Below are 22735 nucleotides of genomic sequence, written 5' to 3' on the forward strand. Positions count from 1 at the left end.
ACCCGACCGGGCTCAGCGAGGGAGGTTCAGGGTGGGGAACGCTGCGGCACAGACCCGCACGGTCTGCCGCGGCACGACAATCCGACCGACCGTCACGCTCTCCACCTCCCTCACGACTCGCTGTTGTCCCGACACATTGCCACGCCGCCTCCGCCCGCGCAACGGAATATCGCGCGATCGATCGGTTCAGCACCGCTACCTGCAACGGAGAAGGTGGGCTAACATCTTAGCTAAGGAGGTGGGTATGGCCGCCAACGCAGCAGAACAGTTCAATATCCACGAGGCGAAGACGAACCTGTCGCGCATCGTGGAACGCGTCGAACGGGGCGAGGAGATCGTGATCAGCCGGGCCGGTCATCCGGTGGCCAAAGTGGTGCCCCTGGTACGGCGGGTGAACCGCACTGCCCGCGGTTCGCTGCGCGGTGTCGACCTCGGGGCCGACTGGGACTCCGACGAGACCAATGCGGCGATTGCGGACGATTTCGGCATGCCCCGATGAGCTTGCTGCTCGACACCCACGTGGTGCTGTGGTGGCTCACCGACGACCCGGCCTTATCGGACGAACTGAAGGATCGGCTCGACCACGATCCGGACGTATCGGTCAGTGTCGTGTCCATGTGGGAGGTTTCGATCAAGCAGGCCGCCGGGAAACTCGGCGGCCCGCTCGATATGCCCGAGCGTATCCGTGACAGCGGTCTGGTCACGCTCGAGATCAGCGCCGGCCATGCCATCGCGGCCGGCCGGCTTCCGCTGATCCACCGCGATCCCTTCGACCGGATGCTGGTGGCTCAGGCGAGCGCGGAAGGGTTGACGCTGGTCACCCGCGATCCGTGGTGCCATAAATACGAGGTGCCGATCCTGGCTGTATGACGGCCGTACGACTTGGTCGAGCTTGGCGCGGCAGGGACGGCGTCGAGGTCGCCTACCGGCGGGCCTTCGGCGGCACCGAACTGGCAGAACAGAACACCCAGCCGGGACCGGTTGCCGGGTGGCGCCGACGGCACCACCGCGGATCCCGGTAGCCCGGTCAGCTGTGGGCCACCGGCCGTTTCGGGGTGCCGAAGAGCTGGCCGTCGCCGTGGGCGCGTTTGAAGTACAGGTGCGCGTCGTGTTCCCAGGTGATGGCGATACCGCCGTGCAGCTGGATCGTTTCGGCCGCGATCGTGGAGAACGCTTCGGTGCACTGACGGCGGGCAACCCAGACATCCTCGGCCGCCGACGGGCTTTCCTCGGCCAAGGCGATGGCGGCGGTCAGAGCGGTCGATTTGGCGGATTCGGCCAGGACGTACATATCGGCCATCCGGTGCTTGAGGGCCTGGAAGCTGCCGATGACCCGGCCGAACTGCACCCGCGACTTGGTGTATTCCACCGTCGCCTCCAGGCAGTATTCGGCCGCCCCGACCTGTTCGGCGGCCAGCGCCGCCCACGCGATCTGCCGGAGCCGGTCGACGATCGGGGCGGGATCACCGGTGCCGAGCCGTCGGGCCGCGGTGCTGGTGAAAGTGATCTCGGAGAGCGCCCGGGACGGGTCCATGGCCGCCATCCGCCGGCGCTCGACCCCGGTAGCCGACGGGTCCACTTCGAACAGGCCACTGTCCGTGATCACGATCAGAGTGTCGGCGATGGTGCCGTCGAGGACGTAGTGCGCGGTGCCTTGCAGGGTCTCCCCGTCGGCCGCCACTCCGAACTCGTCCCAGCCCGCGGCACCGGCCCAGCAGACGGCGAGCGTGCGGCTGCCTTCGGCGATACCGGGCAGCAGCCGCTCACAGGCTTCACTGTCACCGGACAGCAGTACGGCCTGCGCGCCCAGGACCGCCGAACCGAACATCGGCACATCGGCGAGCGTGCGGCCGAGTTCACCGACCACCAGCAAGGATTCGGGGAGACCGGCGCCGAAGCCGCCGTACTCCTCGGGGATCGCCAGGGCGGCCACTCCGACCTGTTCACACAGCTGCGCCCACAGTTGCGGGTCGTAACCGAGGTCGGTGTCCATGGCCTGGCGAATCCCCGCCCGGGCATCGCGTTTGGCCAGCAGTCCCCGGACCGCCGACACCAGCTCCTGCTGTTCCTCGCTGATCATCTCTTCTCCCGTAGGTCTGACGGACGGATGCCGAGGCGCCTACGTCCGGTTGTGCCACTGTCTGCCGGTTCTCGCATCGCCACGAGCGCGCCGGATGCTCCGGCAGTGCACCCGTGCGGCCCCGGCCGCCGCCCGGGTACGTGTGTTCTCAGGTGAGTGCGCCCGACGGGTCCACCGCTCCGGTGGCGCGCAGTGCTTCGGCGACCCGGCCGCGATGCAGATCCGGGGTACCCCAGGCGGAGCGCAGGGCGGTGACCCGGGTCAGCCACAGCGACAGATCGTATTCGGCGGTGTAGCCGATGGCGCCGTGCACTTGCAGCGCGGCACGGGCCGCCCGGTAGGCGGCATCGGCAGCGGCCACCGCCGCCGCGGAGATATCGCGGACCCGGTTCGGCCCCCCGGTGGTGAGCGCGGCCCGGTACAGCAGCGGTTCGGCCAGATCGAGGCCGATGAACACATCGGCCAGTTTCTGTTTGACCGCCTGGAATTCACCGATCGGCCGGCCGAACTGTTTGCGCTGTTTGACGTATTCGGTCGAGGCGTCGAGCAGGGCCTTACCGGCGCCGAGCAGCTGTGCCGCGTTGGCGAGGGCGCCGAAATCGAATCCGGCCGCGATGGCCGCGCGGGCCTGCGGTCCCTCGGCGACGGTCTCGTCGGCCTCCACAACGAACAGCCGCCGGGCCGGATCCACCGACCGCACCTGTTCGCCCACCCGGCCGGTCGACAGACGGTCGCCCTGGGCCAGCAGTACGAGTTCGGCGCGATCCGCGTCCACCGCGACCGCCGGGCGATCCGCTTCGCCGAAGGCGATGGTGGCCGATACGGTGCCTTCCGAGATACCGGGCAGCCAGCGCTGCGCGGGCGCCGGGTCGGTCTCGGCCAGGGCCTGCAGCACTGCCGGTACGGCCGCCGCGGTTTCCACCAGCGGTCCGGGCGCCGCGGCGCGGCCGATTTCGATGAACGCGACCAGCTGGTCGAGCGGTTCGGCACCGAGTCCGCCGAAATCCTCGGCGATCGTGAGGCCCAGGGCGCCGGCGGCGGCGAGCTGTTCGATCAGGGCGCGACCGGGCGCCGGATCCGTGCCGCTCCACGCGCGCACCGCGGTGGGGGTGGAACCGGATTCGAAGAGTTTGCGGATACTGGCACCGAAGTCCAGATGCTCCGGGCTGAGCGCGAATTTCATCGGCTGCCTCCTCGTGGTAGGCCGAGGAGCCGCTCGGCGATGATGTTGCGTTGGATTTCGTTGGTACCGGCGTAGATCGGGCCGGACAGGGAGAACAGATAACCGTCGGTCCAGCGGCTCGCCTGTTCGGCGCCGGCACCGAGCAGGTCGAGCGCGGTTTCGTGCATGGCGATATCGAGTTCGGACCAGAACACCTTGGTGATCGAGGATTCCGCGCCGAGTTTGCCGCCTTCGTTCAACCGGGTGACGGTGCCGAAGGTGTGCAGCCGGTAGGCCTCGCTGCCGATCCAGGCGTCCACCACCGAATCGCGGGCCGCGGTGCCGGTATCGCCGGTTTCGGTCCACAGGTCGACCAGCCGCTGCGCGGTCGCGCTGAACCGGCCGGGGCTGCGTAGCGAGAGGCCGCGTTCGTTACTGGAGGTGCTCATCGCGACCCGCCAGCCCTCGTTCGGGGCGCCGATCACATCGCTGTCCGGGACGAAGACATCGTCGAGGAAGATTTCCGCGAAACCGGGTTCGCCGTCCAACTGCGGGATCGGCCGGACCGTCACACCGTCGGCGGTGAGCGGGAACATCAGGTAGGTGAGCCCGCGGTGCCGTTCGGCTTCGGGGTCGCTGCGGAACAGGCCGAACGCCCAGTCGGCGAACGCCGCTCGTGAACTCCAGGTCTTCTGCCCGCTCAATACCCAGCCGCCGTCGGTACGGCGCGCGGTGGAGCGGATACCGGCCAGATCACTACCGGCTTCCGGCTCCGACCAGGCCTGTGCCCAGATATCGTCGCCGCGGGCCATCCGCGGCATGATCCGTGCCAGCTGCTCCGGTGTGCCGTGTTCGAACAGGGTGGGTGCGAGCAGGAAGATACCGTTCTGGCTCACCCGGCCCGGCGCGGCCGCCGCGTAGTACTCCTGTTCGAACAGCACCCATTCCAGCAGCGACGCGTCGCGCCCGCCGTATTCGGGCGCCCATGAGACCACGGACAAGCGGGCCTCGGCCAGCGTGTGCTCCCATTCGCGGTGTGCTTCGAATCCCGCTGCCGTGTCCATCGAGGGCAGCGGTTCGGCGGGGACATTGGCGGCCAGGAATTCGCGGACTTCCCGCTGGAATTCCCGGGTGCTTTCGTCGAGATCGAGATCCATTCAGGCTTTCCCGTCGTTCGTCTCCGCGGCGGAACTCGCCTGCGCTTTCATCGATTTGGCGTTCAAACCGCCGAGGGAATCGGTGCCGACCTCGGCGTTGTGAGCGTGTGCGAAATGGTGCAGGCCGAATACCGAATCCATCCCGGACCGCATACCCATGAGGTCCTCGGACTGGTTGACAGCTTTTTTGGTCAACGCCAGCCCGAACTGCGGCATCGCCGAGATCTTCTCGGCCAGCGCCATGGTCTCCGATTCCAGTTCGGCCCGGGGAACGACCCGGTTGACCATGCCCCATTCCTTGGCCTGCGCGGCGTCGAAACGATCGCCGGTGTACAGGAATTCCTTGGCGGCGCGCGGTCCCATCACCCACGGATGCGCGAAGTATTCGACGCCCGGAATACCCATACGCACCACGGGGTCGGAGAAGAAGGCGTCGTCGGCGGCGATGATCAGATCGCAGACCCAGGCCAGCATGAGCCCGCCCGCGATACAGGCACCTTGCACCATGGCGATGGTCGGCTTGGGGATCTCCCGCCAGCGGCGGCACATCCCCAGGTACACCTCCGTCTCCCGGGCGAAGCGCTGATCGCCGCCGGGGCGGTCGACATGGTCCCACCAGAGCGCGGCCTTGTTCTGGTACTTCACGTGATGGTCGCGGCCGGGTGTGCCCAGATCGTGCCCGGCGCTGAAATGTTTCCCGTTCCCGGCCAGCACGATGACCTTGACCTCTGGATCTTCGACCGCTCGCTCGAATGCAGCGTCGATCGCGTAGGTCATCACGGAGTTCTGCGCGTTGCGGTAGTCCGGCCGGTTCAGGGTGACCACCGCGACGGCACCCCGGCGCTCATAGGTCACCACATCGGGTTCGTAGGGAATACTCCCGTTCCCGGTCGGGGATATGTTCTCCGACATTACGAATTCTCCTCACGTAACTGACGTTTGAGCACCTTGCCACCGGCGTTGTAGGGCAGTTCGTTGCGGAATTCGACGAAACGCGGCACCTTGAAATTGGCCAGCGTCTTGGTGGCGTAGGAGAACACCTGGTCCTCCGTGAGCGTCGCGCCCGGTGTGCGGACGATATAGGCCTTGCCCACTTCACCCATCCGGTGGTCGGGGACCCCGATCACCGCGACGGTGGCGACACCGTCGAGCTTGGCGAGTGCCTGTTCGATTTCGGCGGGATACACATTGAATCCGCCGCTGAGGTACATATCCTTCAGCCGGTCGGTGATCTTCAGGTATCCGCGTTCGTCGACCACGCCGATATCGCCGGTGTGCAGCCAGCCGTCCGCATCGATGGTTTTCGCGGTGGCTTCCGGATCGTCGAGGTAGCCGCGCATCACATTCGGGCCGCGCAGCAGTATTTCCCCGACCTCGCTCAACTTCAGTTCGAATCCGGCGATGGGCCGGCCGCTGGTGCCGGAGATGGTCTCGGCATCGTCGTCGACCCGGCACATGGTGCCGAAGCCCGATGATTCGGAGAGACCGTAGGCGGTGAGCACCACATCGAAATCGAGTTCCGCGCGCATCCGTTCGACCAGTGCGACCGGGACCTGCGCCGCACCGGTCACCGCCACCCGCAGACCGCTCAGATCGAATTCGCCGCGGTCCGGGAAATCGAGGATGGTCTGGTAGATCGTGGGCGGGCCGGGCAGAACGGTGATCTTCTCCTGATCGATCAGGCGCATGGTGGTCGGCACATGGAAGACGATCTGCGGGACGATGGTGGCGCCGGTCAGCAGGCAGGTGATGATCCCGGCCTTGTAGCCGAAGCTGTGGAAGAACGGGTTGACGATCAGGTAGTTGTCGGCGGTGTCCAGGGTGGCGCATTCGGCCCATGCGCGCGCCGTCGACAGTGTCTGCCGGTGCGCGATCAGTACGCCTTTGCTGCGGCCGGTGGTACCGGAGGTGAACAGGATGTCGGACAGATCCTCGGCGCCGATCGATTCGCCGCGTTCGAGCACCTGCTCCCGGCTCACCGCGGCGGCGGTCCCGGGCAGGTCGGACCAGTTCAGCGCGCCTTCGATCCGGTCCTGCGGGCCTTCGACGGGCAGTACCACGACGGTGTCGATCTGCAGGTCGGGCGCGGCCGCGCGTAGTTCGGCGAGGCGATCGCGTTTCAGGAACGTGCCGGCGATGAACAGTGCCTTGGCGTCCACCCGGCGCAGCACATCGACGACCTCGTCCGCGACGTAGCGCGTGTTGAGCGGAATCAGGGTCGCGCCCGCATAGTGTGCACCCAGTGCGGCGACCACCCAGTGCCAGGTATTGGGCGACCAGATCGCCACGCGGTCGCCGACCTGGATTCCGCGGGCGAGCAGGGCGCGGGCCACGTCCTGGACCTCGGTGAGGAGTCGGTTCCAGTCGAACCGGACGGGGCCGTCGGCCAGTGCGGGCGCCGAACCGAAGGTCTGGGCGGCGGCGTGCAGTGCCGCGGGGATGGTCTGTGCCACCGGCGGGGTTTGCGCAGGGGTTGTCACGGGTGTCCTCATGGTCGTGCGGCCGTGTGCGGTGCGCGCGGTCTCGAACGGAGTCTACAAAGCAAGTGCTTGGTAGGTTATCCTACCGGCGTGGGTGCTATCCAGACCTCAGAATCCGGTACCGGTCGCAACGGTGGGCGGCAAACGGGCGAACCGGCCGCGCAGGCGCGCGAAACTGTCGAGCGAACCAGCGTGGCCGCGCTGAGCGACAGCGAGTTCGCCGCGCAGGTACGCGGCTGGCTCGACGAAAAACTCGACGGTGAATTCCGGGAGTTGCGCGGCCTCGGCGGGCCCGGCCGCGAGCACGAGGCATTCGACGAACGCCTGGAATGGGACCGCGCCCTGGCCGCCGCGGGCTGGACCTGCCTCGGCTGGCCGGTCGAATACGGCGGCCGGGCGGCGAGCGTGGCCCAGCAGATCATCTTCCACGAGGAGTACGCCAAGGCGAACGCGCCGGCCCGCGTCTCGCATGTGGGTGAGGAACTGCTCGGCCCGACGCTGCTGGCCTTCGGTACCGACGCCCAGCGCGCCCGGTTCCTGCCGGGTATCCGCACCGTCACCGAACTGTGGTGCCAGGGCTACTCCGAACCGGGCGCCGGTTCCGATCTGGCCGCGGTCTCCACCTCCGCCCGCCTCGACGGCGACCACTGGTCGATCAATGGCCAGAAGATCTGGACCTCGCTGGCCCATGTAGCCGACTGGTGCTTCGCGGTATGCCGCACCGAACCCGGCTCGAAACGTCACAAAGGACTGTCCTACCTGCTGGTCCCGATGAACCAGCCGGGTATCGAGGTCCGGCCCATCGTGCAGCTCACCGGCACCTCCGAGTTCAACGAGGTGTTCTTCGACGACGCCCGCACCGAAGCCGATCTGGTGGTCGGCGACCCCGGGGACGGCTGGCGCGTCGCCATGGGCACGCTCAACGTCGAACGCGGTATCTCCACCCTCGGCCAGCAGATCCGCTTCGCCCGGGAACTGGCGGCCATCGAGGAAATGGCCCGCGAATCGGGTGCCCTCGACGATCCGCTGCTCGCGGAACAGGTCGATCGTGCCTGGGTCGGCCTGCGAGTTCTGCGCGCGCATGCCATGCGCACGATGGCCGAAACCGCCGACGACGGGGGACAGGCCTCGGTCGGCAAACTGCTCTGGGCGAATTGGCATCGCGGACTCGGCGAACTCGCCATGGCGGTACGCGGCGCGGCCGGCCTGGTCGCCGCCGACGGTGATCTCGACGAATGGCAGCGGCTGTATCTGTTCACCCGCGCCGATACGATCTACGGAGGTTCGAACGAAGTGCAGCGCAACATCATTTCCGAGCGTGTGCTCGGCCTGCCCCGCGAGGCCCGGCAGTGAGCGGGCCGCTGTCGGTGCCGCCCGCCCAGACCCCCGGCCACGGACTGCTCACCGGCCGCCGCGCCGTGGTGACCGCGGCCGCCGGGACCGGAATCGGCTCCGCCACCGCCCGCCGGCTGCTGAACGAGGGCGCGGACGTGGTGGTCTCCGACTGGCATGAACGGCGCCTGGAAGCGACCCGTGCGGAACTGTCCGAGGAGTTCGCCGACCGCAAGGTGCATGCGATCGTCTGCGATGTGACCAGTACCGCGCAGGTCGACGAACTCGTCCGGGGCGCCGCCGCGGCGCTCGGCGGGGTCGAAATCTTCGTCAACAATGCGGGCCTCGGCGGCGAGACGCCGGTGGCCGATATGACCGACGAGGAGTGGGACAAGGTCCTCGATATCACCCTCAACGGCACCTTCCGCTGCACCCGTGCCGCGCTCAACTACTTCCGGGACGCGAAGCACGGCGGCGTGATCGTCAACAACGCGAGTGTGCTGGGCTGGCGCGCCCAATACGGCCAGGCACACTATGCCGCCGCGAAGGCCGGCGTGATGGCCCTGACCCGGTGCAGTGCGGTGGAGGCCGCCGAATTCGGGGTCCGGATCAATGCGGTGGCGCCGAGTATCGCCCGGCATGCCTTCCTCGACAAGGTCAGTTCCAGCGATCTGCTCGATGCACTCTCCGAACGCGAGGCGTTCGGCCGGGCTGCCGAACCGTGGGAGGTGGCGGCCACCATCGCCATGCTGGCCAGCGATTACACGACCTACCTCACCGGCGAGGTCGTCTCGGTCAGTAGCCAGCGCGCGTGACCTGTGGCCGGCCGGTGCGCGAGCGTGCGCCGGCCGGGTCAGGCCCGGGTGAGGGCGAATATGCGTAGATCGCGGCTGGTCCGTTCGCGATAGGCGGCGTATGCGCTGGTCAATTCGACGAAACGCTGAAAGATCGCCGCCTTCGCCGAATCTTCGACGGGTGTGGCGGTTACGGGGATCCGTTCACCCGCTACGGCCACGGTCGCGGTCGGCTCGGCCAGCAGGTTGGCGGTCCAGGCCGGATGGCGGGCTTGCCCGAAATTGCTCCCGATGATGTACAGCGTGTCATCGTCGTGGACGTACAGCAGCGGCTGGGTGCGGGGTAACCCCGATTTACGACCCGTCGTGGTCAGCAGCAGTACCGGTGCTCCGATCGGTCCCAGCACGGTGTACTTCGCGCCGGTGCGTTCCAGCACCCGGCGATCCAGCGGAGTGAGGGTGCGCACCACCCAGGAACCGGCGATTGTGGCGGCGAACCTGCCTGCCACCCGGGACAGGGTGCTGTCCGGTGATCCCCACTGCCACTGCGGAAACGGCTGCGTCATGGGTGGAATGTACCCGGCGCCGTATCGATGGAACCGGTTCGCGGATCTGCGCGTCCAATCAGATCGGAAGGCAGTGCGGGAGTGCTGTTCCGTGCTTCGGGCCCGGCGGGTCCGGCTCCGATACATGAGGGGGGAGCCGGAAACGCCGGGCCCGGCTCATTTCCCACTACCATGGACCCAAGCAAATGCTTGGTTGTATTATGGCCGGGTGACCGCACCCGACCCCAGCAAATCGGCCCGGCGAACCGAACTCCTCGACTTGGCGGCCGACCTGTTCGCCGAACGGGGCGTGCGCGCGACCACGGTGCGAGATATCGCCGACGCCGCCGGAATCCTCTCCGGCAGCCTCTATCATCACTTCTCCTCGAAAGAGGGGATGGTAGACGAGATCCTGCGCGGATTTCTCGATGAACTCTTCGGCCGCTACCGCGAAATCGCCGATGCGGGCCTGAGCTGCCGCGCCACCCTGGAAGCGCTGGTGCTGGCCTCCTACGAGGCGATCGATCGATCGCATGCCGCCGTCGCCATCTACCAGTCCGAGGCCAAACGGCTGCAGACCTCCGAACGCTTCGCCTATATCGACGAATACAACCGCGAATTCCGGGAACTGTGGCGGCGCGTGCTCACCAGCGGTGTTGCCGACGGCAGCTTCCGTCCCGAACTCGATGTCGATCTGGCCTACCGCTTCCTGCGCGACACCGTCTGGGTGGCAGTCCGCTGGTACCAGCCGGGCGGCGGATCGGTCACTGTCGACACCCTCGCCAAGCAGTACCTCACCATTGTGCTCGACGGGCTCACCGTGCCGGGCCATACCGATTAGGAGAAAAACCTATGGCTACAGCTGCCCGCCGCCCCTACACGCCGCTGCGCGAGGCCTACGTGGTCGACGCGGTGCGCACCCCGGTCGGCAAGCGCGGCGGCGCGCTGGCCGAGGTCCATCCCGCCGATCTCGGCGCGGCCGCATTGCAGGGCCTGCTGTCGCGTAACCCGCTCGACCCGGCGAATGTCGACGATGTGATCGTCGGCTGCGTCGACAACGTCGGCCCGCAGGCGGGCAATATCGGCCGGACCATGTGGCTGACCGCCGGGTATCCCGAGGAAGTGCCCGGCGTGACGGTGGACCGGCAGTGCGGGTCCAGCCAGCAGGCGATCAACTTCGGTGCGCAGGCGATCATGAGCGGTACCGCCGAGGTGATCGTGGCCGGCGGTGTGCAGAACATGAGCGCCATCCCGATCTCCGCGGCCATGCTCGCCGGTAAGGAATACGGTTTCGATTCCCCGTTCGTCGGCGCGAAGGGCTGGGACCACCGGTACGGCACCGGTGAGGTGTCCCAGTTCCGGGGCGCGCAGATGATCGCCGAGAAGTGGGGGATCAGCCGGCTGGATATGGAGCAGTGGGCGCTGCGCAGCCATGAGCGGGCCCGCGCTGCCATCAAGGCCGGCCGGTTCGACTCCGAAATCGTGCCGGTGGGCGATTTCTGGATCGACCAGGGCCCGCGGGAAACCAGCCTGGAGAAGATGGCCTCCCTGCCGGCCCTGGAGGAGGGGAGCCCGCTGACGGCGGCGGTGGCCTCGCAGATCTCCGACGGCGCCAGCGCGACCCTCCTCGCCTCGGAATGGGCGGTCGAGGAATACGGCCTGACCCCGCGCGCCCGCATCATCCACGTCAGTGCCCGCGGCGCCGATCCGCTCTACATGCTCACCGCCCCCATCCCGGCGACCAAGTTCGCGCTGGAGAAGACCGGCCTGACCATCGACGATATCGACGCGATCGAGATCAACGAGGCGTTCGCCCCCGTGGTCCTGGCGTGGTTGAAGGAGACCGGCGCCGATCCGGAGAAGGTGAATGTCAACGGTGGTGCGATCGCGCTCGGCCATCCGCTCGGCGCGACCGGTGCGAAGCTGTTCGCGACCCTGCTCAACGAGCTGGAGCGGATCGACGGCCGCTACGGCCTGCTCACCATCTGCGAGGGTGGCGGCACGGCCAACGCAACCATCATCGAACGTATAGCGCGCTGATCGAACCCGTGCAGGTATCGCCGGACCGGCGATACCTGCACGGTCAGAAAACATTCCGTTCAGCCGACCCGGACGGGTACGTTCGCCCAACCGGCCACGTTCGTTGTGGTCGCCTGGCACAGGCCCGCCCGGTCCACGGTGTATTCGGGCATCACATCGAGCAGCGCGTCCAGCGCGATCCGGCCTTCCAGCCGTGCCAGGGCGGCTTCGAGACAGCTGTGGATGCCGTAGCCGAAACCGAGGTTGTGCCCCAGCGGTATGGCGTGCAGTTCGCGCAGCCGGGCCCGGTCTGCCTCGGGTACGCCGAGCATGGAGCTGATCACTTCGATGGGGAAATGGGTGGAGAAATCGGCCACCACATCGAATGTGCCGCTGGGTAACCGGCGGATATAGGAACCGATGATCTCCCGGATCATCGGTTCCAGTTCCGCTATCGCGCGTGGCGTGAACACCTTGCGGATCAGGTTGCGCATCCGAGTGTGCTCGGGCGGGTCCATCATGATCATCATGGGCGTGGCCGGTTTGGGCTGTCCGGGGTTCAGGACCATGTCCAGGGTGATGCCTTCGGTCGAGGAGAAGGTGGCGAAATCCTTCATCCCGGCTGCGACATCGGCGTACCTCGACAATGCCCAGAGGCCGTGGGCCTGATTGAAATGAACTTGGGCGTGGATCCTGCGGGCGACCTTCGAGGTGCTGAGCCGGCACGGCCACAGCAAGCTGAGTCTTTCCGACGTTGCTGCCACCATCATGTCCTGGCGGAACTGGTTCGCGTGATGCCGGTGATGCGCGACCTCATCCGGCCCATGGTCGAGGGGGCCGATGCCGATATCGTCGCCCTTCCTCGCTCAGCTGCGGCATGTGGCCGGTATCCCACCGGCAGGGCTGGAAATAGATAGTTAGCCTATGTAACAATATTGGAGTGCAGCCGTACCCGGTGACCGATCAGGACGCCACCGTTGTCGACCTGATCGTCACCGCGGGACGGCTCACGCGATCGGTCGGCGAGATCAGCGCCGACGACCTACCCCGCGCCACAGTGCGTGCCCTGGCGGTACTCGACCATCACGGTGCGCTACGGGTCGGCGATTTCGCCCGGATCGATCGCTCGTCACAACCCAGCGCGACCGCGTTGATCGGCCGGTTGGTGTCACAGGGTTATGCCTCGCGGCGCCGCGACCCAGCCGATTCCCGCGGCGTACTCGTGGAACTGACCCCAGCCGGGCGCGCCCGGCTCGCCGCCTTCCGGACGGCCATGCGCAACGCGCTCAGCGAACGGCTCGCCGGATTCGACGCGGAACGACTCACCCGCATGGCGGGCGACCTTCGCGACCTCCTGGCGGCGATCGACACCGCAGCCGAACAGGATTCGCAACCGAGGACCTCTTTATGAGCACAACGACCCGTGCGGCCACCGATACCGCCACCAAACAGCCGAAAGCGGTCTGGGCGGTCGCCTTCGCCAGCGTTATCGCATTCATGGGCATCGGCCTGGTCGACCCGATCCTCAAACCCATCGGTGAACAGCTCGATGCCTCCCCGTCGCAGGTATCGCTGCTGTTCACCAGCTATATGCTCGTCACCGGTATCGCCATGCTCATCACGGGCGTGGTCTCCAGCCGTTTCGGTGCGAAGAAAACACTGCTCGCCGGTCTGGCTTTGATCATCGTCTTCGCCGCGGCGGCCGGAATGTCGAATACGGTCGGGCAGATCGTCGGCTTCCGCGCCGGCTGGGGCCTGGGCAATGCCCTGTTCATCGCCACCGCGCTCGCCACGATCGTCGGCGCCGCCAGCGGTGGGGTCGCGCGGGCCATCATCCTGTACGAGGCCGCGCTCGGTATCGGCATCGCCACCGGACCTCTCGTCGGCGGACTGCTGGGTGGAATCAGCTGGCGCGGACCGTTCTTCGGAGTCTCGGTGCTGATGGCCATCGCGCTGGTCGCCATCGTCGTCCTGCTGCCGGAAAGTCCACGTGCCGCGAAACCGACCTCACTGGCCGCCCCCTTCAAAGCGCTGCGCCACCGTGGACTGCTGATCGTGAGCATCACCGCACTGCTGTACAACTTCGGTTTCTTCACCCTGCTCGCGTACACCCCGTTCCCACTGGATATGGGCACCTACGCCATCGGCTTCATCTTCTGCGGCTGGGGCATCCTGCTCGCGATCTCCTCGGTGTTCATCGCCCCGAAACTGCAGGCCCGGTTCGGCACACTGCCGATGATCGCGCTCGCGGTGGGACTGTTCGCCGCCGACCTGGCCGTGATGGCACTGTTCGCCGACCACAAACCGGTGCTCATCGCCGGTGTGGTCGTTGCGGGATTGTTCCTGGGCGTGAACAACACCCTGATCACCGAGGCCGTCATGATCTCCGCGCCGGTGGAACGCTCCACTGCCTCCGCCGCCTACAGCTTCGTCCGGTTCGCCGGTGGTGCCGCCGCCCCATGGCTGGCCGGCAAACTCGGCGAGACCAGTATCTCCCTGCCGTTCTGGGTCGGCGCCGCCTGTACCGCCGTGGGTGTGGTGGTCCTGCTGGGCGGCCGGAAAGCACTTGCCCATATCGACGACCACGATCCCGCCCCGCACAGCGTGACGGAAGCGCAGGCGGTGACGGTCGGAGACTGACCTCCACAAGAGGTCCCGGCGCAGGCCCCGCCCATCGGCGGGGCCTGCCTTTCTGCGTCCGGGCCACGCCGTGCCCGGCGTAGGCTCGAGAGGTATGACCGAGGCGCAGCGAGACGAGGTCCGGGTCGAGACGAGCCAGAAGCGGGTGCGGGTCTACTTCGGCGGGCAGTTGGTCGCCGATACCGTCCGGCCCGCCCTGGTATGGGAGATCCCCTACTACCCGGCCTACTACATCCCGGTGAGCGATCTGCGCGCGAAACTGGAACCGGACGGCACCACGCATCCCTCGCGCCGCCGCGGAGAGGGGGTCGGCTACGACGTTGTGGTCGACGGGGCCGTCGCGGCCGGTGCAGCGCGGGTCTACCCCGACTCACCGCAGCTCAGCGAGCTGGTTCGGCTGGAATGGAACGCGATGGACGAATGGTTCGAGGAGGACGAACCGATCTACGTCCACCCCCGCGACCCGTACTCGCGCGTCGATATCCTCGCGGGTTCCCGGCACGTGCGAGTGGAGATCGACGGGGTCACCGTGGCGGACTCACGGACACCCCGCATCCTGTTCGAAACCGGCCTGCCCGCCCGCTACTACCTCCCGCTGACCGATATCCGGATGGATCTGTTGCGGCCGTCGGATACGCACTCCAGCTGCCCGTACAAGGGCAATGCCGACTACTGGAACATCGAGGTCGGCGGCAAGGAGTACGAGGATCTGGTGTGGATCTACCGCACGCCCACCCCGGAGAGTCAGAAGATCGCCGGCTTGGCCTGCTTCTACAACGAGAAGGTCGATATGTATATCGACGGCGAATTGCAGGAGCGGCCGAAAACTCCGTTCGGATGAGATGAACGGCGTAGCTCAGTCCGGGCCGATCGACTCGGACTCCAGAGGGCGAATCGAAATATTGCGCCGAGCTGCCAGTGCATCGCCCCAGTCGTAGAGCGCCTGCAGCACCGGCTGCAGTTCCGGATCGGCCAGCCGATAGGTCACCGCGGCGGGAACGCCGTCGTGGACGGTGCGCTCGACCAGCCCGGCGGCCTCGAGCTCGCGTAGCCGCTGGGTGAGCATCTTCTCCGTGATGCCCGCGATGCGGCGCCGTAACTCGCTGTAGCGCAACGGGCGCTCTTTCAGATGGCCGAGGACGACGACCGCCCACTTCCCGCCGATCGTCTCCACCGCCAGTTCGATCGGGCAGGAATAGCCCGCCCGTTGCACACTCACGCACCAAAAAGTACGTTCTTGTGCTCGCCGCGCCAAGCCGGTCGACTGGAACCATGATCATCGAGTACATCCGGTACCGCGTCACCGATTCGGCGGCATTCGAGGCCGCCTATCGGCGGGCGGCGGTGGCCTTGCAGTCCTCGCCGTATTGCCGGACCTATGACCTTGCCCGGTGCACCGAGGAGCCGGAGGTGTACATCCTTCAGCTGACCTGGACCTCGGCAGCTGATCACCTGGAGAAGTTCCGTGGCAGTCCCCAATTTCGCGCGTTCTTCGCCGAGATCAAGGACTATGTGGCCGGTATCGAGGAGATGCGGCACTACGAGCCGGTCGCGCTGGTGCCGTCGCTGTACGAATGGGCCGGTGGCGCCGAGGCATTCGAGACCCTGTTCACCACCTTCTACCGCCGTGTCGACGAGGACCCGGTGCTGGCGCCGGTGTTCGCGGGTATGCACCCGGACCACCCGAAACATGTGGCCGCATGGCTGGGGGAGGTCTTCGGTGGACCCGCCGTCTATTCGGAACGACACGGTGGACACCAGCACATGATCTCCCGGCACAGCGGCCGGGAGTTGACCGAGGAGCAGCGACAGCGCTGGGTGACCCTGTTGACAGACACCGCGGACAAGGTGGGGCTACCGGATGATGCCGAGTTCCGTTCGGCCTTCGCGGGTTATCTGGAATGGGGCACCAGGATGGCCCTGCTCTTCTCCGGCTCGGACGCACCCGAGAGCGTGGATGAACCCATGCCCACCTGGGGCTGGGGCGAGGTGAGGCCGTGGCCGCAGGGGTGAGCGTTCCCGCGACCCCCTGTTCGCTTGCGACGGTGCGGCACCGGCGCCCGTGGGACCGATCCGGTCGTTGTCCATCGGTGTGAAGGCGCGGCGTCGCCGGGACGGGTTTCGCATGGATCGGGCCGGACCGGCGATGGTTTCGGCGCGTCACATAGCGCTGCAGGGGCTCGGAAACCGTGGCCGAATCTCGGCCTGTTTCCGCGGTGCCGGGATCAGCGGCGTAGGCCGATCGTCAAGTGGCGGTGGTCAACGCGGCGACTCCGGGCCCGTGTAGTTCCTCGAGTGCTACCCGACGTCCGGAGATGGCCAAGAGCAGCGACAGTGCGGTTCCACTCACATCCGGGCCGTCGCCGATCGACAGGTCGACATCCGCTGGGGCCAGCCGGATACCGGCGACCGATTCCTTGGCTCCCCCGAAGGACACTGAGGTACGAGCCTGTATCCGCAGCGATCTGACAAGGGCGTCCTGTGGATAGGAGCGGGTAAGTCCCAGGGGCCTGCGTATGTCCTCACCATGAACGATTTCCTCGACGAGCCTGCTGTCCAGCGGTGCGGGAGCAGTCGACCGCCGCGTTGCGACCTGACGAAGCCGCTCCAGCGTTTCCTGCGGCGAGGTACCACGCTCGCGCTGTACACCGCGTGCGTTGTAACGGTGGAAGTCGAAACGCGAACGGACGAGGCCGACTGCGAAGCCGAAGCGCGTCTCCCGAGCGTTGTTGACCAGGTGGGCGGCCACATCGTGCACGGTCCACCCGTCACACAGTGACGGCGTTCCCCACTGCTCGACCTCCAGGTGCGTGAGGTCATCGATCAGTGCTGCACGCTCTGCGTGCACCATCGACCACACATCGTTCATCACGGTTACCTCTCGCTTGACCACTGCGTCTGCCGAATAGGACTCGCGCCGAGGCCGAAACTCATCGCTCGGTGCGTCCAAATCGCATCGCCAGGTGCGACGAGCCAGGAACGACCAGGTCGACGAGTCGCAGATCCGCCGATCGGTCCGATACGTCCCGGTGCCCTCGGAGTGGAGTGAGCAGCCACGTCTGCAGTTGGTCGAGGTCATCCGGGAAGGTCCGGAGACCCCGTTCGGATGATATCGACCCTGCATCCACCAAGCATTTGCTAGGTTCCGCGCATGAGGAAGCTGCTGGCAGTCTTCGGTGCGGTGCTGACAGGGCTGGCGGTGCTCGCCGGATCCGGGTCGGCCACCGCCGACGAACTTCCCGTCGATTTCAACTTTTTCGCCGGTATCGCACCGGAGCTCCTGAATCCGGGCGGTTCGCTGCCCGGGTCCAACGACTACGGGTGTGTACCCGCGCCCGAGCACCCCGAGCCGGTGGTGCTGGTTCACGGCACCGGAGGGTCGCAACAGACCAACTGGGGCGCCTACGTTCCGTTGTTGAAGAATGCAGGGTACTGCGTTTTCTCCCTCACCTACGGTGCTCCGGTGGGCCTGCCGTGGCCGGCCACGGCAGTCGGGGGAATGGGCGATATCACCGAGAGTGCCCGCCAGTTGGGCGTGTTCGTCGACGGTGTTCTCACCGCGACGGGGGCGTCCCGAGTGAATATCGTGGGCCATTCGCAGGGGACGGTGATGCCGGCCTACTACGCGAAGTACCTCGGCGGCAGGGACAAAATCGGCAAGTACGTCTCGCTGGCTCCCGCCTGGAACGGCACCGCCGTGGCCGGTGCGGACAGCATTCTGTCATTCGCTCGGCAGCTCGGCATACAACCGGGGCACTTCCCCATCTGCCACGCGTGCGCCGAACTGGATCCCGGTTCGCCGTTCATGCACGCGATCCGGGCGGGCGGGCACTACCTGCCCGAGATCGAATACACCAATATCGCCACGCAATACGACGAGCTCATCGTTCCGTACACCTCCGGTCTGCCACCGGGCGGTAGCAACGTCCACAACATCGTGGTCCAGGAAGGATGCCCGGTCGACTACACAGATCACGCGGGATTGGCCGGGTCACGCCGAGCGGCCTATTTCGTCCTCAACGCCCTCGACCCCGAACATCCGCAACCCGTACCCTGCGACCGCGCCGCCCCCTTCTCGGGTGCGCCGTTCTGAGCGCCGGGCCGCGAACCTGCGGCCCGGCCTCGGCCGCGCCTATCGCACCGCGGTACAGACGTCTCCGCACCCATTGCGCTCACACGTCCCGGATGACGACCCGGTCACCACACAGCTTCGTCCAGTCGTCCCGGTCGGAGGTGAGTATCAGCGCGGGGCCAGGGGCCCGCAATGCCATAGCGGCGACCAGGGCATCGATGGCGTATTTGTGGCCGTGCAACCCGCCTGCTGCGCGAAGCAATTTCACCGCGGCCAGCGAGTCGTCTGGTAGTGCTGGTTCGACTCGTAATCGCGAAAGGTACCAATTCAAGCGTGCGATATCGGTTCTTCCGTGGGCCGCCTCGACGATCGGCAGCACAGACACATGTACTACGACTCCCGCTCGGCGAGCAGCCTCAATCCGAGCGGTGAGCGCCCGGTCCTGCTGTAGCAGCAGCCCGAATGCCTGGCAGTCCAGGACGATCGATCGGATTTGGGGCTCGTTCACGCGGCGCCGCGGCCGGTGGACGCGCCGGCCTGACCGAACATATCCCTTGCTGCCGCCTCGATCTCGGCTTCGGTGAGTGGTTCGTGCGTGGATTCGAACTCGGCGACGATCTCGGCCAGTCCGTCCATTTCCAGCTGGTGGCGCACCGCTTCGGCGATATATGCCGATACATTGCGCTGACCGGCACGTTCGCGTACGGCGGTTAGCAGGTCGGTCGGCATGGATACCGATACGTTCGAGGTCGAGCCTGCGCGTGTAGTCGACACCTGCCTATTGTACGACAAAAACTATTACATGCGACGCCGGGTGGCCGGGGTGAGAACCTCCGGCCGGGGAGGCGAGCAGGCAGAAAAAGGCCCGCCCACGCGTGGTGGGCGGGCCTGGTGTTCATCCGGTCAGCTAGCGGATTCGGCGCCCTGGGGAAGGGCGGCGAGGGTGTCGATCCGGGCGACCGCGTCCGTGACAACCCGGTCGATGAGTTCCTGGCAGGTCGGGAGATCGTCCAGGATGCCGCTCACCTGACCGGCCGCGAGCACACCGGCTTCGGTATTGCCCTCGACCAGCCCCGCGCGCAACAGCATCGGGGTGTTGGCCGCCATGATCACCTGCGACCAGGTGAGGTCCTTGGCTTTGCGCATGGCCAGGCCGTCGCGGACGAGGGTCGACCACTTCATTCCGGTCATGCTCTTGAACTTGGTGGCGTTGCCGACCGCCGCGGTGAGTCCGCGGATACGGCCGGAACCCTCCAGCTTCTGCACGAGTTCGGTGTTGAGCACCCGGTGCGGCATACCGTCGACCTTCGTCGAGACCACCGTTTCGCCGAGCTGCCGGCGCAGGTACTCCTGTTTCACCGAATCCGGGACGCTGCTCTCCTGGGTGAGCAGGAACCGGGTGCCCATGGCGACGCCGGCGGCGCCGTAGGCGAGGGCGGCGGCCAGGCCGCGTCCATCGTAGAAACCGCCGGCCGCGACGACCGGGATATCGACGGCGTCCAATACCGACGGCAGCAGCAGGGTGGTCGCGACCGGGCCGGTGTGCCCGCCGCCTTCACCCCCCTGGACGATCACAGCGTCGGCGCCCCACGAGGCGACCTTCACCGCATGCTTGGCGGCGCCGATCGACGGAACCACCACCACGCCCGCATCTTTCAGCTTGGCGATGAGATCTTTCTTCGGCGCCAGCGCGAACGAGGCGACTTTCACGTTCTCGCGGATCAGCAGGTCGATCCGCTCTGGGGCATCGGAGGCATCGGCACGGATGTTCACGCCGAACGGTTTATCGGTCTGCGCCTTGGTTTTGGCGATGGCCGTTTCCAGTTCGGCGTAGGTCATGGTGGCCGAAGCCAGAATTCCCAGACCGCCCGCGTTGGAGGTGGCCGAAACGAGGCTCGGTCCCGCCACCCAGCCCATCCCGGTCTGCACGACGGGATGTTCGATGCCGACCAGTTCGGTCAGCGGGGTCCGCAGCCGGGGTGTCACTGCGGGACCTCCTTCTCGCGGATCTTCTTGGGATCCAGGACCTCACGGATGATCCGCAGTTCCTCGATGCTCGGCAACCGGCTTTCCTCGGCGGTGCCCAGGTCGGCGATTTCGAACGCGGTGTTCTCCGCAACCTCTTCGGCGGTGACGCCGGGGTGCAGGCTCAGTGCACGCATTGTGTGGCCCGGCCCGCCGAAATCGAAAACGCCCAGGTTGGTCACCACGTGGTGGACCTTCATGAACCGGTAGGCGGGGTTCTCGGGGTCGATCTTGTCGTAACCGATGCCGGCGACGATATCGACGTTGTCGCAGAACACGCGCCGGGTGTGCCGCGCAACCCAATAGCTCGTCGGGTGGTTGATCGTGTTCCCCGGCGCGCCACGGACCCCGAACATCTGCCGGGTCGGCTGCTGCAGCGGTCCGAAGGCGGAGAGGTTCTGGTTGCCGTAGCGGTCGATCTGGTTGGCGCCCATGACCACGTGGCGGCGGCCCGAAGCCAGTACGTCGAAAACGCGGCGGAACGGGATCCAGCCCTCCACCGGTGCCTTACCGCCGATGGGCGGTGTTTCGGCGAGGAAGAACGCTTCGCCGTCGGAGAGCAGCAGATCGGGTTCGAAGGTGAGTTTGGCGAGCCGGGCGCCCAACTGTGCCATCGGTGTCATCGGGCTGGCGAAGATTTCCCCGGCATCCCGGAAGATCTCGGCGCAGGCGATCGCGCACACCTCGGCCCGGGTGATGGTTTCGGTGCTGGTCACGACTGCTCCTCCTTGAATCGCGCGACGGCGGCCTGGTAGTCGTCTTCGGAGCCGCTGAGGTAGGTGTCGACGAAGGACTGCCAGGTTTCCGGCGATTTGGCGGCTTCGACGTAATGCCGCTGGAACTTCTCGTCCCGTCCGTAGCTCTCCCCGCCGAGGGTGAAATGCGCGCCGTTCGGCGCCTCGGCCACCGCGTCGACCAGCATGCGGTTGAGCAGCAGCGACTGCGGCGGGACGGTTTTCACCAGTTCCTCGGTGTCCACGATGCGCTCCACCGACAGGTATCGCTTCTCGGCGGCCATGCAGAACAGGTCGTCCATGTAGGGATCCACACCCTGGTACGCGGCGTTGCCGTGCACGTCACCGATGTTCAGGTGCACCAGCGCCGCATCGAGGTTCAGTGCGGGCATGGCGATCAGGGTTTCCGATTTACCGTCCGGTCCCGGGTAGGGCGAGGTGACGGTGGTCAGTTCGCCGTCCCAGAAATTCGGCACATCAGAACCGAGGCCCGCGCGGATCGGCAGGAACGGCAGCCGCGCCGCGGCCGCCTCCAGCCCGCATTTGAGCATGCCCTCGTCCATCTCCCGGGCCACGATCTGCCCGGAGGTGCGGGCTTTGGCGAACCACGGATCGTAGAACGGCGCGGAATCGAGGGAGACGAAACCGTAGTAGGCCTTGCGGACCTTGCCGGCCGAAAGCAGCAGCCCGAGGTCGGGGCCGCCGTAGGTGACCACGGTGAGGTCGGTGACATCCGACCGCAGCAGCGCCCGCACCAGGGCCATCGGCTTACGCCGCGACCCCCAGCCGCCGATGCCGATGGTCATTCCGCTGCGCAGTTCGCCGACGATTTCGTCGAGCGATTTCCGCTTGTCTCGCATGGTTTTACGCTCCATGTCAGTTCTTGTCCTTCTGCGCTGCCAGGTCGTCGTCGAACCGCTCGCGGATCTCGTCCGAGGCGCCCGAGAGGTTCAGTTCGAAGGTGAAGCCTTGCTCGTAGCGGTAGCTGCGGTGCACGTCCTGTACGTCGATACCGTTGAGCGCGCGTTTGGCGGCCCGGATCACGCGGCCGTCCTTGGCGGCGATGTTCTTGGCGACATCGAGTGCCGCGGCGTCGAGTTCGTCGCGGGGGACCACCTTCAGCACCGAGCCGTAGTGGTGCAGCTGCTGCGCGGTGGCGGTGCTCGCGGTGAAGAACAGTGCGCGCATGAGGTGTTGCGGGACCAGCCGGGAGAGGTGGGTTGCCGCGCCGAGCGCGCCGCGGTCGACCTCGGGCAGGCCGAAGGTGGCGTCCTCGGAGGCGATGATGATGTCGGAGTTGCCGACGAGGCCGATACCGCCCCCGAGGCAGAACCCCTGGACCGCGGTGACAACCGGGACCGGGCAGTCGTAGACGGCGGCGAAGGCCTCGTAGCAGCCGTGGTTGGCGTCGATCAACGCCTGGTGGCCCGGTGTGCGCTGCATTTCCTTGATATCCACGCCGGCGTTGAAGCCCCGGTTCTCCGCGCGCAGCACCACCACGCGGGTCTGCGGGTCGCGGCCCGCGGCGCGGATCTCGTCGGCGAGGGCGAACCAGCCGTCCGAGGGTATGGCGTTGACCGGCGGATAGTCGACCGTGACCACGGCGATACCGGCGGATTCCGAATGGCGGGTGATCCCCATCGCGTATCCCATCTCGCATTCTCGAGCATCTTGGCTAAGCAAGCAATTGCTTGG

General features: G+C 66.7%; 27 protein-coding genes. 12 read left to right on the forward strand and 15 right to left on the reverse strand.

The window, feature by feature from the left end; genetic code table 11:
- The first annotated feature begins 244 nt into the window (after positions 1 to 244).
- Both ON22_RS02155 and ON22_RS02160 read left to right on the forward strand, forming a co-directional pair.
- Positions 245 to 499, forward strand: a complete 255-nt coding sequence (locus tag ON22_RS02155) for a type II toxin-antitoxin system Phd/YefM family antitoxin (protein WP_033244522.1) — start codon at positions 245 to 247, stop codon at positions 497 to 499.
- Positions 496 to 870 carry a type II toxin-antitoxin system VapC family toxin gene (locus ON22_RS02160; RefSeq protein WP_033244022.1) on the forward strand — a complete coding sequence of 125 codons (375 nt, stop codon included), beginning with the start codon at positions 496 to 498 and terminating at the stop codon, positions 868 to 870. Before ON22_RS02155 ends, ON22_RS02160 begins: the two co-directional genes overlap by 4 nt.
- Before the next feature lie 157 nt (positions 871 to 1027).
- On the opposite strand, the gene ON22_RS02165 is transcribed toward ON22_RS02160, so the two are convergent.
- The 5 genes from ON22_RS02165 to ON22_RS02185 form a co-directional block, all read right to left on the reverse strand.
- Positions 1028 to 2080 carry an acyl-CoA dehydrogenase family protein gene (locus tag ON22_RS02165; RefSeq protein WP_033244023.1) on the reverse strand — a complete coding sequence of 351 codons (1053 nt, stop codon included), beginning with the start codon at positions 2078 to 2080 and terminating at the stop codon, positions 1028 to 1030.
- Between the two features lie 148 nt (positions 2081 to 2228).
- Positions 2229 to 3263, reverse strand: coding sequence for an acyl-CoA dehydrogenase family protein (locus ON22_RS02170; RefSeq protein WP_033244024.1), 1035 nt, complete (start codon positions 3261 to 3263; stop codon positions 2229 to 2231).
- Positions 3260 to 4399 carry an acyl-CoA dehydrogenase family protein gene (locus tag ON22_RS02175; protein ID WP_033244025.1) on the reverse strand — a complete coding sequence of 380 codons (1140 nt, stop codon included), beginning with the start codon at positions 4397 to 4399 and terminating at the stop codon, positions 3260 to 3262. The genes ON22_RS02170 and ON22_RS02175 overlap by 4 nt, the downstream gene beginning before the upstream one ends.
- Positions 4400 to 5311 carry an enoyl-CoA hydratase gene (locus ON22_RS02180; RefSeq protein WP_033244026.1) on the reverse strand — a complete coding sequence of 304 codons (912 nt, stop codon included), beginning with the start codon at positions 5309 to 5311 and terminating at the stop codon, positions 4400 to 4402.
- Positions 5311 to 6879 carry a FadD3 family acyl-CoA ligase gene (locus tag ON22_RS02185; protein WP_255218505.1) on the reverse strand — a complete coding sequence of 523 codons (1569 nt, stop codon included), beginning with the start codon at positions 6877 to 6879 and terminating at the stop codon, positions 5311 to 5313. The genes ON22_RS02180 and ON22_RS02185 overlap by 1 nt, the downstream gene beginning before the upstream one ends.
- 192 nt (positions 6880 to 7071) lie before the next feature.
- Between ON22_RS02185 and ON22_RS02190 the strand changes: the two genes are divergently transcribed.
- The gene (locus ON22_RS02190) at positions 7072 to 8232 is read left to right on the forward strand and encodes an acyl-CoA dehydrogenase family protein (RefSeq protein WP_033244524.1); all 1161 of its coding nucleotides are present in this window, start codon (positions 7072 to 7074) and stop codon (positions 8230 to 8232) included.
- A complete protein-coding gene (locus ON22_RS02195; protein ID WP_033244027.1) occupies positions 8229 to 9026 on the forward strand; it encodes an SDR family oxidoreductase in 798 nt (265 codons plus the stop codon). Before ON22_RS02190 ends, ON22_RS02195 begins: the two co-directional genes overlap by 4 nt.
- 38 nt (positions 9027 to 9064) lie before the next feature.
- Here the strand turns inward: ON22_RS02195 and ON22_RS02200 are convergent, their stop codons facing one another.
- Positions 9065 to 9571 (reverse strand): nitroreductase family deazaflavin-dependent oxidoreductase, encoded by a 507-nt coding sequence (locus ON22_RS02200; RefSeq protein WP_033244028.1) that lies wholly within the window; start codon positions 9569 to 9571, stop codon positions 9065 to 9067.
- Between the two features lie 208 nt (positions 9572 to 9779).
- Here ON22_RS02200 and ON22_RS02205 point away from each other — a divergent pair, with 208 nt between their 5' ends.
- Entirely contained in the window at positions 9780 to 10391 is a 612-nt protein-coding gene (locus ON22_RS02205; RefSeq protein WP_033244029.1) for a TetR/AcrR family transcriptional regulator, read from the forward strand.
- A 44-nt stretch (positions 10392 to 10435) separates the two neighbouring features.
- The gene (locus ON22_RS02210; RefSeq protein ID WP_033244525.1) at positions 10436 to 11590 is read left to right on the forward strand and encodes an acetyl-CoA C-acetyltransferase; all 1155 of its coding nucleotides are present in this window, start codon (positions 10436 to 10438) and stop codon (positions 11588 to 11590) included.
- A 59-nt stretch (positions 11591 to 11649) separates the two neighbouring features.
- Here the strand turns inward: ON22_RS02210 and ON22_RS02215 are convergent, their stop codons facing one another.
- Entirely contained in the window at positions 11650 to 12333 is a 684-nt protein-coding gene (locus ON22_RS02215; RefSeq protein ID WP_156052281.1) for a cytochrome P450 family protein, read from the reverse strand.
- A gap of 176 nt (positions 12334 to 12509) precedes the next feature.
- Here ON22_RS02215 and ON22_RS02220 point away from each other — a divergent pair, with 176 nt between their 5' ends.
- From ON22_RS02220 to ON22_RS02230, 3 genes are all read left to right on the forward strand, one after another.
- Positions 12510 to 12980: a MarR family winged helix-turn-helix transcriptional regulator gene (locus tag ON22_RS02220; protein WP_086007648.1), complete on the forward strand. Its 471-nt coding sequence runs from the start codon at positions 12510 to 12512 to the stop codon at positions 12978 to 12980.
- Complete coding sequence (locus ON22_RS02225; RefSeq protein ID WP_033244031.1) at positions 12977 to 14209, forward strand: MFS transporter; 1233 nt, start codon at positions 12977 to 12979, stop codon at positions 14207 to 14209. The genes ON22_RS02220 and ON22_RS02225 overlap by 4 nt, the downstream gene beginning before the upstream one ends.
- A 94-nt stretch (positions 14210 to 14303) precedes the next feature.
- A complete protein-coding gene (locus tag ON22_RS02230) occupies positions 14304 to 15050 on the forward strand; it encodes a DUF427 domain-containing protein (RefSeq protein WP_033244032.1) in 747 nt (248 codons plus the stop codon).
- Between the two features lie 15 nt (positions 15051 to 15065).
- Here ON22_RS02230 and ON22_RS02235 read toward each other — a convergent pair whose 3' ends face one another.
- On the reverse strand, positions 15066 to 15428 hold the full coding sequence (locus tag ON22_RS02235) for a winged helix-turn-helix transcriptional regulator (RefSeq protein ID WP_197039655.1): 363 nt from the start codon (positions 15426 to 15428) through the stop codon (positions 15066 to 15068).
- A gap of 53 nt (positions 15429 to 15481) precedes the next feature.
- On the opposite strand from ON22_RS02235, the gene ON22_RS02240 reads away from it, so the two are divergent.
- The gene (locus tag ON22_RS02240; RefSeq protein WP_033244033.1) at positions 15482 to 16222 is read left to right on the forward strand and encodes a group II truncated hemoglobin; all 741 of its coding nucleotides are present in this window, start codon (positions 15482 to 15484) and stop codon (positions 16220 to 16222) included.
- Between the two features lie 232 nt (positions 16223 to 16454).
- Here the strand turns inward: ON22_RS02240 and ON22_RS02245 are convergent, their stop codons facing one another.
- Complete coding sequence (locus tag ON22_RS02245) at positions 16455 to 17078, reverse strand: maleylpyruvate isomerase family mycothiol-dependent enzyme (RefSeq protein WP_033244034.1); 624 nt, start codon at positions 17076 to 17078, stop codon at positions 16455 to 16457.
- A 94-nt stretch (positions 17079 to 17172) separates the two neighbouring features.
- Here ON22_RS02245 and ON22_RS36475 point away from each other — a divergent pair, with 94 nt between their 5' ends.
- Both ON22_RS36475 and ON22_RS02250 read left to right on the forward strand, forming a co-directional pair.
- A complete protein-coding gene (locus ON22_RS36475; protein ID WP_156052282.1) occupies positions 17173 to 17319 on the forward strand; it encodes a hypothetical protein in 147 nt (48 codons plus the stop codon).
- Between the two features lie 41 nt (positions 17320 to 17360).
- Entirely contained in the window at positions 17361 to 18302 is a 942-nt protein-coding gene (locus ON22_RS02250) for an esterase/lipase family protein (protein ID WP_033244035.1), read from the forward strand.
- Between the two features lie 79 nt (positions 18303 to 18381).
- On the opposite strand, the gene ON22_RS02255 is transcribed toward ON22_RS02250, so the two are convergent.
- The 6 genes from ON22_RS02255 to ON22_RS02280 form a co-directional block, all read right to left on the reverse strand.
- On the reverse strand, positions 18382 to 18666 hold the full coding sequence (locus ON22_RS02255) for a PIN domain-containing protein (protein ID WP_197039656.1): 285 nt from the start codon (positions 18664 to 18666) through the stop codon (positions 18382 to 18384).
- Between the two features lie 119 nt (positions 18667 to 18785).
- The gene (locus ON22_RS02260) at positions 18786 to 19055 is read right to left on the reverse strand and encodes a hypothetical protein (RefSeq protein ID WP_033244037.1); all 270 of its coding nucleotides are present in this window, start codon (positions 19053 to 19055) and stop codon (positions 18786 to 18788) included.
- 129 nt (positions 19056 to 19184) lie between these two features.
- Positions 19185 to 20267: an NAD(P)H-dependent flavin oxidoreductase gene (locus ON22_RS02265; RefSeq protein WP_033244038.1), complete on the reverse strand. Its 1083-nt coding sequence runs from the start codon at positions 20265 to 20267 to the stop codon at positions 19185 to 19187.
- On the reverse strand, positions 20264 to 21022 hold the full coding sequence (locus ON22_RS02270; protein WP_033244039.1) for a CoA-transferase subunit beta: 759 nt from the start codon (positions 21020 to 21022) through the stop codon (positions 20264 to 20266). Before ON22_RS02270 ends, ON22_RS02265 begins: the two co-directional genes overlap by 4 nt.
- On the reverse strand, positions 21019 to 21900 hold the full coding sequence (locus ON22_RS02275; protein WP_086007650.1) for a CoA transferase subunit A: 882 nt from the start codon (positions 21898 to 21900) through the stop codon (positions 21019 to 21021). Before ON22_RS02275 ends, ON22_RS02270 begins: the two co-directional genes overlap by 4 nt.
- A 16-nt stretch (positions 21901 to 21916) precedes the next feature.
- A complete protein-coding gene (locus ON22_RS02280) occupies positions 21917 to 22681 on the reverse strand; it encodes an enoyl-CoA hydratase family protein (RefSeq protein WP_033244528.1) in 765 nt (254 codons plus the stop codon).
- Positions 22682 to 22735 lie beyond the last annotated feature (54 nt).

The organism is Nocardia carnea NBRC 14403, assembly GCF_000308515.1.
GTDB lineage: Bacteria > Actinomycetota > Actinomycetes > Mycobacteriales > Mycobacteriaceae > Nocardia > Nocardia carnea.

Coding starts and splice junctions, on each gene's coding strand:
- ON22_RS02155 (WP_033244522.1), top strand. CDS start 245: ATGGCCGCCAACGCAGCAGAACAGTTCAATATCCACGAGGCGAAGACG.
- ON22_RS02160 (WP_033244022.1), top strand. CDS start 496: ATGAGCTTGCTGCTCGACACCCACGTGGTGCTGTGGTGGCTCACCGAC.
- ON22_RS02165 (WP_033244023.1), bottom strand. CDS start 2,080: ATGATCAGCGAGGAACAGCAGGAGCTGGTGTCGGCGGTCCGGGGACTG.
- ON22_RS02170 (WP_033244024.1), bottom strand. CDS start 3,263: ATGAAATTCGCGCTCAGCCCGGAGCATCTGGACTTCGGTGCCAGTATC.
- ON22_RS02175 (WP_033244025.1), bottom strand. CDS start 4,399: ATGGATCTCGATCTCGACGAAAGCACCCGGGAATTCCAGCGGGAAGTC.
- ON22_RS02180 (WP_033244026.1), bottom strand. CDS start 5,311: ATGTCGGAGAACATATCCCCGACCGGGAACGGGAGTATTCCCTACGAA.
- ON22_RS02200 (WP_033244028.1), bottom strand. CDS start 9,571: ATGACGCAGCCGTTTCCGCAGTGGCAGTGGGGATCACCGGACAGCACC.
- ON22_RS02225 (WP_033244031.1), top strand. CDS start 12,977: ATGAGCACAACGACCCGTGCGGCCACCGATACCGCCACCAAACAGCCG.
- ON22_RS02230 (WP_033244032.1), top strand. CDS start 14,304: ATGACCGAGGCGCAGCGAGACGAGGTCCGGGTCGAGACGAGCCAGAAG.
- ON22_RS02240 (WP_033244033.1), top strand. CDS start 15,482: ATGATCATCGAGTACATCCGGTACCGCGTCACCGATTCGGCGGCATTC.
- ON22_RS02245 (WP_033244034.1), bottom strand. CDS start 17,078: ATGAACGATGTGTGGTCGATGGTGCACGCAGAGCGTGCAGCACTGATC.
- ON22_RS02250 (WP_033244035.1), top strand. CDS start 17,361: ATGAGGAAGCTGCTGGCAGTCTTCGGTGCGGTGCTGACAGGGCTGGCG.
- ON22_RS02275 (WP_086007650.1), bottom strand. CDS start 21,900: ATGCGAGACAAGCGGAAATCGCTCGACGAAATCGTCGGCGAACTGCGC.
- ON22_RS02280 (WP_033244528.1), bottom strand. CDS start 22,681: ATGGGGATCACCCGCCATTCGGAATCCGCCGGTATCGCCGTGGTCACG.